The sequence below is a fragment of the uncultured Gilliamella sp. genome (assembly GCA_945271295.1).
In the GTDB taxonomy this organism is placed as follows: Bacteria; Pseudomonadota; Gammaproteobacteria; order Enterobacterales; family Orbaceae; genus Gilliamella.
This window is the reverse complement of sequence record CALYPG010000018.1, coordinates 48478-55058: the sequence shown is the minus strand read 5'-3', so window position 1 is coordinate 55058 and position 6581 is coordinate 48478. Positions and strand designations below refer to the sequence as shown.

The window sequence follows — 6581 nt, the reverse complement described above, 5'->3', positions numbered from 1 at the left end:
ATTACCCATGCAAAAACAGGTCTATCAATAAAAAACTTAGCCATAATTAAATCTACCCCTGTTTTATTTCATGCTGTTTTTGATCATATTATCTAATTGTTCTTGTGAAAGACTGGCAGGCTCACCAACCATTTTCCCCTGCATAGGCTGTCCCATTTCAACCGCAGTCAAATTAAGTAGTCCAGTGACAATAACTTGTTCACCAACATCTATACCTTTAGTTACTACCCAATAACCACCTATACCAGTATAAACCTGTAAGTTTTGGCGATACTCTATTGTGTTATCAGGTTTTAAAATTTTAGCGGTATATTGTCCAAGCGCGTTACTGGTAATACCTTGTTGTGGAACAAGTACAGCATTTTTAATATAACCTAGGGTCATTTGTGGTTTAACAAACATACCTGGTAATATCTTACCTTCATTATTAGGAAATTCAGAACGTAAGGTTACTGTGCCTGTGGTTTCATTAACCGTCATATCAGAAAATTTAACATTACCTGGATAAGTGTATCGAGAACCATCATTAAAAAATAGATCAACATTATTACCTTTAGCCGGTTCAAAAATAACACCTTCATCTTGAAGATATTTGTTATAGCGTGTAGCCGCCTCCGTCATATCAACATAAATAGGGTCAAGTTGCTGAACAAGGACTAATGGCGTTGACTGTCCTGCGGCAACTAAGGCACCTTCGGTAACATTCGATTTACCGATATAACCATCAATAGGTGAATATACTTTAGTATAATCTAAATTAACTTTAGCAGTATGTTCTGCTGCTTGTGCAACTAGTACACTTGCTTCAGCTTGTTTAGCATCTGCTGCTGCTTTATCATAATCTTGTTGACTAATTGATTTCGTATTCAATAGACCAGCATAGCGTTTTAAAGTTAGTTGTGCGATATTGGCATTTGCTTTGGCACTTGCTACGCTCGCAACAGCACTATCATAATTAGCTTGATAAATAGCGGGATCAATTTGATAAAGTGACTGGCCGGCCTTAACATTGGAACTTTCTTCAAACTCTCGTTTCAATACGATCCCGCCCACTTGTGGTCTAATTTCTGCTATTTGTGAGGCTACCACACGGCCAGGTAATGAGATCTTTAATGTATAAGTCAATGGGTTAACTTTAAATACAGTTACATGAGGTAATTGGTTACCACCACCTCCTGATTTGCTATTATCACAACTTGCCAAAAAAAATAAGCTAGTTAGCACCACTGGAACTGTTAATAAAAGTTTGTTAAATCGCATAAACAAATGACCTCAGCATAATAACTATTTTTTAAAAAAATTATTCTTATTTAAAAGTAATCATTGATTTTACAAAAAAAATGCATTCATTGTAAGTATTTTACAAGTCAATAGCACAGAGTTCTAAAAAAATAAAAATTCAACTGAGTAACAAAAAAATACATTGATAATTATGATTATTTGAGGAAATAAAGTAATATATACTAGTTTATAGAATTGATACTATCTTGAATAAAATAGTATAATAGCAACGTCTTACTATCGATATTTAAAAATATTGATTTAATTTACTAAGAAAAATAAAAAGTTCACCTTTGGTACTCGGGAATCATATTCGTTCAATTGTATTTATAAATGGTTTGAGTCTATATTAAATTTAATTCTGAGATGGTTATTATGGATAACTTACGTATTGTTCTGATTGTTGTAGCATCCTTAGTCTTTATTGCATTATTGATTCATGGTTTTTTGATCAATAAAAAAGAACGCTCTTCTTTATTTAATTCAAATAAAAAAGAAAAAATTACTCCTAATACAGGACAGTATGAGGATAACTATATCAACGATTTCGAAGAAGATGACGTTATCATAATAAAAAAAACAAAAAACAAAAATATCCTTAGCACTAATAATTTAAATCAAGAACCTGAGCAAGAAAAAATACCACAACAAGATGATCTATTTAATAACGATAATACTCAAGATTTAGAACCTGAGATAAATCAAGAATTAACTATCTCAACCCCCCCTAAAACCGATAGTGATGATTCATTAAATATTGAAAAAAATATTGATACCTCTAAATCGAATGATAGCCAAGAAAAATCCAATAAGGATATGTCAGAATCAAATATAAAGCACAATAAGCACGAAAAACTAAATCTAGAGCGCAAAGAAGACACTGAAACAGAAATTATAGTATTAAATGTGACGGGTATAAATGGCAAATTAATACAGGGTGATGTATTACTAGCCAGCATTATCCAATCTGGTTTTCAATTTGGTGATTTGCGAATTTTTCATCGCCATGTTGATCCAGCTGGCAATGGACCAGTATTATTTAGTTTAGCCAATATGATTAACCCTGGATATTTAGATCCTGAAACAATGCACGAATTTACCACACCCGGCGTTTCTATTTTTATGGTTGCACCGACTCATGGAAATAATCAACAAAATTTCAAATTAATGCTACAAACAGCGCAACGGATAGCTGATGATGTTAATGGTGTAGTTTTAGATGATGAGCACCACATGCTAACACCACAAAAAATTGATAATTACAAAAATCGGATTAAAAAAGCGTGTAACGAAATATAATTTTTATATAATTCTTTTTTTTTCATCAACACATGCCGCTAATAGCTGTTAGCGGTAACAACAAAACTGGCATAGTATGTTTGCTTTGCTTGTTGTTTTGCATCACAATCATTATTATCATTTAAGATTTGCACAAGGCAACTGTAATATATTACAGAATTATCTATATTTTAATAAAAGAGTCTACAATCATGCCAATATCAAATACCACTAACAACTTAATGAAGCAGTCACAATCCATTGAGCAAATAACCGAACAATTAACTTCGTTACGCAATTTGATTAGACATCATGAACATCTTTATTATGTATTAGACGCTCCGGAAATCCCTGATTCAGAATATGACAAATTAATAACTCAATTACAAACATTGGAATCTCAACACCCAGACCTGATTACTCCTGATTCGCCAACACAACGTGTTGGTGGGAAAGCTTTAGCGCAATTTTCATCAATCAAGCATGAAATGCCAATGTTATCGCTAGATAATGTTTTTGATGAAACAAGTTTCTTTGCCTTTAATAAACGAGTAAAAGATCGCTTAAATTTAAGTGAAGAAGAACTGGTCGAATATTGTTGTGAACTTAAACTTGATGGATTAGCAGTAAGTTTACTGTATGAAAATGGGCGATTTGTGCAAGCTGCAACTCGTGGTGATGGCACAACAGGTGAAGATATTACTGCTAATATCAGAACGATTAAAGTTATTCCATTAGTATTACATGGTGATAATGTACCTACTCGCCTAGAGGTACGCGGTGAGGTATTTATGACACACCATGGTTTTGAAAAGCTTAATGCGGATGCGGCAAAACGTAATGAAAAACTATTTGCTAATCCCCGTAATGCTGCTGCCGGCTCCCTTCGCCAATTAGACCCAAAAATTACCGCTAAAAGACCACTTACTTTTTTCTGTTATGGTGTTGGTATTGTCGAAGGTGCCTCCTTACCTGATACTCATTATAAACGTTTAATGCAATTTAAAGCTTGGGGATTACCAGTCAGTGATAAAGTTCAAATACGTCATGGAGCACAAAAAGCCTTAGATTATTTTAAACAAATTGGCGAAGAACGTATGTCACTTGATTTTGATATTGATGGCGTAGTTATCAAAGTTAATCAAATTGAGCAACAACAAGCATTAGGTTTTGTTGCTCGTGCACCTCGTTGGGCAACAGCATTCAAATTCCCAGCCCAAGAACAAGTCACCCAACTAAATAAAGTCGACTTTCAAGTTGGCCGTACTGGTGCAATTACGCCTGTTGCCAGACTCGAACCGGTATCAGTAGCAGGTGTTATTGTCAGTAATGCTACCTTGCATAATAGTGATGAAATAGCACGCTTAAATATTCGCGAAGGCGATTATGTCACTATTCGCCGCGCGGGTGATGTCATTCCTAAAATTGTTGCAGTGCTCCTGGATCGTCGTCCAACAAATACTAAAGAAATCGTATTTCCTACACATTGTCCAATATGTGGATCATTAATTGTTAGAGATGAGGGTCAAGCGATTTCACGTTGTGCTGGAGGGTTAATTTGTCCAGCACAACGCAAAGAAGCCTTGAAACATTTTGTTTCACGAAAGGCAATGAATGTTGATGGTATGGGTGATAAAATCATCGAACAATTGGTTGATAAAGATTACGTTAAAACGCCAGTTGATCTTTATAAACTAAGTGTACCAACTTTATGCTCATTAGATAAAATAGGTGAAAAATCGGCCAATAACTTAATCAATGCGCTCAATAATTCTAAAAATACTACTTTGAGTCGTTTTATTTTCGCACTTGGCATTCCTAATGTAGGCGAAGTAACCGCAGAAAATCTGGTTAATCAACTTGGCAATTTATCCGCTATTGAAAATGCAACTTTAGAGCAATTACAAACAGTAAATGATATTGGCGTTGTTATTGCAGAAAGTATTATAGATTTTTTTCAAGAACCTCATAATCGTGATGTAATCGAACAGTTGACCAGTAATGAAATCGGTATTCATTGGCAAGATATTGATTTACAAGCCAACACAACATCGATTAATTCACCTTTTTTTGGCAAAACTGTGGTCTTAACAGGAACACTATCAGTATTAACGCGAGATGAAGCCAAAAATAAATTGAAACAATTAGGAGCAAAAGTGACAGGAAGTGTATCGAAAAATACTGATCTTGTCATCGCCGGAGATGCTGCTGGTTCTAAGTTAGATAAAGCGCAAGAGCTCAACATTAATGTTATTGATGAACAAGAAATGTTACGCTTATTGGCGGAATAAAAATACAATACGACAAAAGGTATTATGTCATTAATAATAAAATGACTGACCAAAACAAGATTAAGGAGAAAGTTGTGCCATTATTAGATAGTTTTAAAGTTGATCATACCAAAATGAAAGCACCATTTGTTCGAGTAGCTAAAACAATGCAAACACCTAAAGGGGATAGCATTACAGTTTTTGATCTTCGTTTCACTACTCCAAATAAATCACAGTTACCGGAAAAGGGAATACATACATTGGAACATTTATTTGCAGGCTTTATGCGAGATCATTTGAATAGTAATGACGTTGAGATTATTGATATTTCTCCAATGGGATGTCGCACCGGATTCTACATGAGCCTTATAGGAAAACCAAATGAATCTTTAGTTGTAAATGCCTGGTTAAAATCGATGCATGATGTATTAAACGTAATATCCCAGAAGGATATTCCTGAATTAAATGAATATCAGTGCGGTACGTATAAAATGCACTCTTTAGATGAGGCTAAAGTTATTGCGAAAAAAATTATTCAATCAGGCATTGGTATCTGTCATAATCAAGACATTGCATTAACAGATGCACAATTAGCTCAAATTAACCAGTAAGGAATAAATATGCCAAATGTAGTAATTGACTTTCTAGAAGGTCGCAGTGTAGAACAAAAAAGAGAAATGGCAAAGCGAGTCACTGATGCAATTGTGGAAACACTAAATTGTAAACGCGAAGCAGTACAAATTATTATGCATGAAATATCAAAAGATCAAATCGCAAATGGTGGAGTTTTACGCTGTGATAAAGATTAACAATCATTTATCAAATTACGATAATTATCATGAATAAATTGCCTCATAATGCCATAAAGATATGACTAATTAATCTCTAATCTTGCAATTAATTAGTCGTTCTTTAAAAAGAATAAAACACAATTTATATTATCTAATTAAATTAAAAAAATAAATACGTAGTTTGTGAACATTAACTACCTAATCATTACAATGATGAAGATGTAACAAATGCCCCATTTTTGCAACTTTGGTCTCTAAATAATGTTCATTATTTGGATTTTCCCCAACTTCTAAAGGGACTCTTGCTACAATATCAATACCAGCTTCTTTTAATACTTTAATTTTTTCAGGATTATTAGTTAACAAACGAATATGGGACACTCCCAATAAGTTGAGCATATCAGCACAAAGTGTAAAATCACGTTCATCAGCGGCAAAACCTAATTGTTCATTAGCTTCAACGGTATCAAGTCCTTGATCTTGCAATGCATAAGCTCTTATCTTATTAAGTAAGCCAATATTACGGCCTTCTTGGCGGTGATAAATTAAAATCCCTTTACCTTCTTTAGCTATTTGTTTTAAAGCCGCTTCTAATTGAAAGCCACAATCACAACGTAAACTAAATAATGCATCTCCAGTTAAACACTCAGAATGGACTCTGGTTAAAACGGAAGATTGATCTGTAATATTGCCTAAAACTAAGGCCGCATGATCCTTTCCCGTTGCAATTTCTTCAAATCCAACAATAGTAAAATTACCCCATTGCGTTGGTAGTTTCGCTTGTGTAACAAGTCTTAACTGCATTATTGTCTCCGTTATTTAATCAAAACATAGACAAGAAATTTTAAATACAAATGACTATCTATGCTAAAATGACTATACTTTGTGCGTAATTCGGATGTATAAATGGGGCTAATTATAAAAAAAACAATAGCCACACTGGTGATTTTTTTAATTATAC

General features: G+C 33.9%; 6 protein-coding genes. 4 read left to right on the top strand and 2 right to left on the bottom strand.

Translation table 11 applies throughout. The features are described 5' to 3' along the window. Positions 1-63 precede the first annotated feature (63 nt). Positions 64-1260: an efflux RND transporter periplasmic adaptor subunit gene (locus tag Q0K76_RS09550; RefSeq protein ID WP_294614954.1), complete on the bottom strand. Its 1197-nt coding sequence runs from the start codon at positions 1258-1260 to the stop codon at positions 64-66. A 396-nt stretch (positions 1261-1656) separates the two neighbouring features. Here Q0K76_RS09550 and zipA point away from each other — a divergent pair, with 396 nt between their 5' ends. From zipA to Q0K76_RS09530, 4 genes are all read left to right on the top strand, one after another. Continuing rightward, positions 1657-2580 carry a cell division protein ZipA gene (gene zipA, locus Q0K76_RS09545; RefSeq protein ID WP_294614952.1) on the top strand — a complete coding sequence of 308 codons (924 nt, stop codon included), beginning with the start codon at positions 1657-1659 and terminating at the stop codon, positions 2578-2580. 239 nt (positions 2581-2819) lie between these two features. Beyond that, positions 2820-4850: an NAD-dependent DNA ligase LigA gene (ligA, locus tag Q0K76_RS09540; protein WP_363322457.1), complete on the top strand. Its 2031-nt coding sequence runs from the start codon at positions 2820-2822 to the stop codon at positions 4848-4850. A gap of 74 nt (positions 4851-4924) precedes the next feature. After that, complete coding sequence (luxS, locus tag Q0K76_RS09535; RefSeq protein WP_294614948.1) at positions 4925-5440, top strand: S-ribosylhomocysteine lyase; 516 nt, start codon at positions 4925-4927, stop codon at positions 5438-5440. A 9-nt stretch (positions 5441-5449) separates the two neighbouring features. Beyond that, the gene (locus tag Q0K76_RS09530; protein WP_294614946.1) at positions 5450-5638 is read left to right on the top strand and encodes a 2-hydroxymuconate tautomerase; all 189 of its coding nucleotides are present in this window, start codon (positions 5450-5452) and stop codon (positions 5636-5638) included. A gap of 180 nt (positions 5639-5818) precedes the next feature. On the opposite strand, the gene ribA is transcribed toward Q0K76_RS09530, so the two are convergent. After that, positions 5819-6424, bottom strand: coding sequence for a GTP cyclohydrolase II (ribA, locus tag Q0K76_RS09525; RefSeq protein ID WP_294614943.1), 606 nt, complete (start codon positions 6422-6424; stop codon positions 5819-5821). Between the last annotated feature and the right edge of the window lie 157 nt (positions 6425-6581).

Excerpts from the sequence above, each read along its gene's own strand:
- Q0K76_RS09530 (WP_294614946.1), top strand. The coding sequence starts at position 5,450 with ATGCCAAATGTAGTAATTGACTTTCTAGAAGGTCGCAGTGTAGAACAA.
- zipA (WP_294614952.1), top strand. The coding sequence starts at position 1,657 with ATGGATAACTTACGTATTGTTCTGATTGTTGTAGCATCCTTAGTCTTT.
- ribA (WP_294614943.1), bottom strand. The coding sequence starts at position 6,424 with ATGCAGTTAAGACTTGTTACACAAGCGAAACTACCAACGCAATGGGGT.
- Q0K76_RS09550 (WP_294614954.1), bottom strand. The coding sequence starts at position 1,260 with ATGCGATTTAACAAACTTTTATTAACAGTTCCAGTGGTGCTAACTAGC.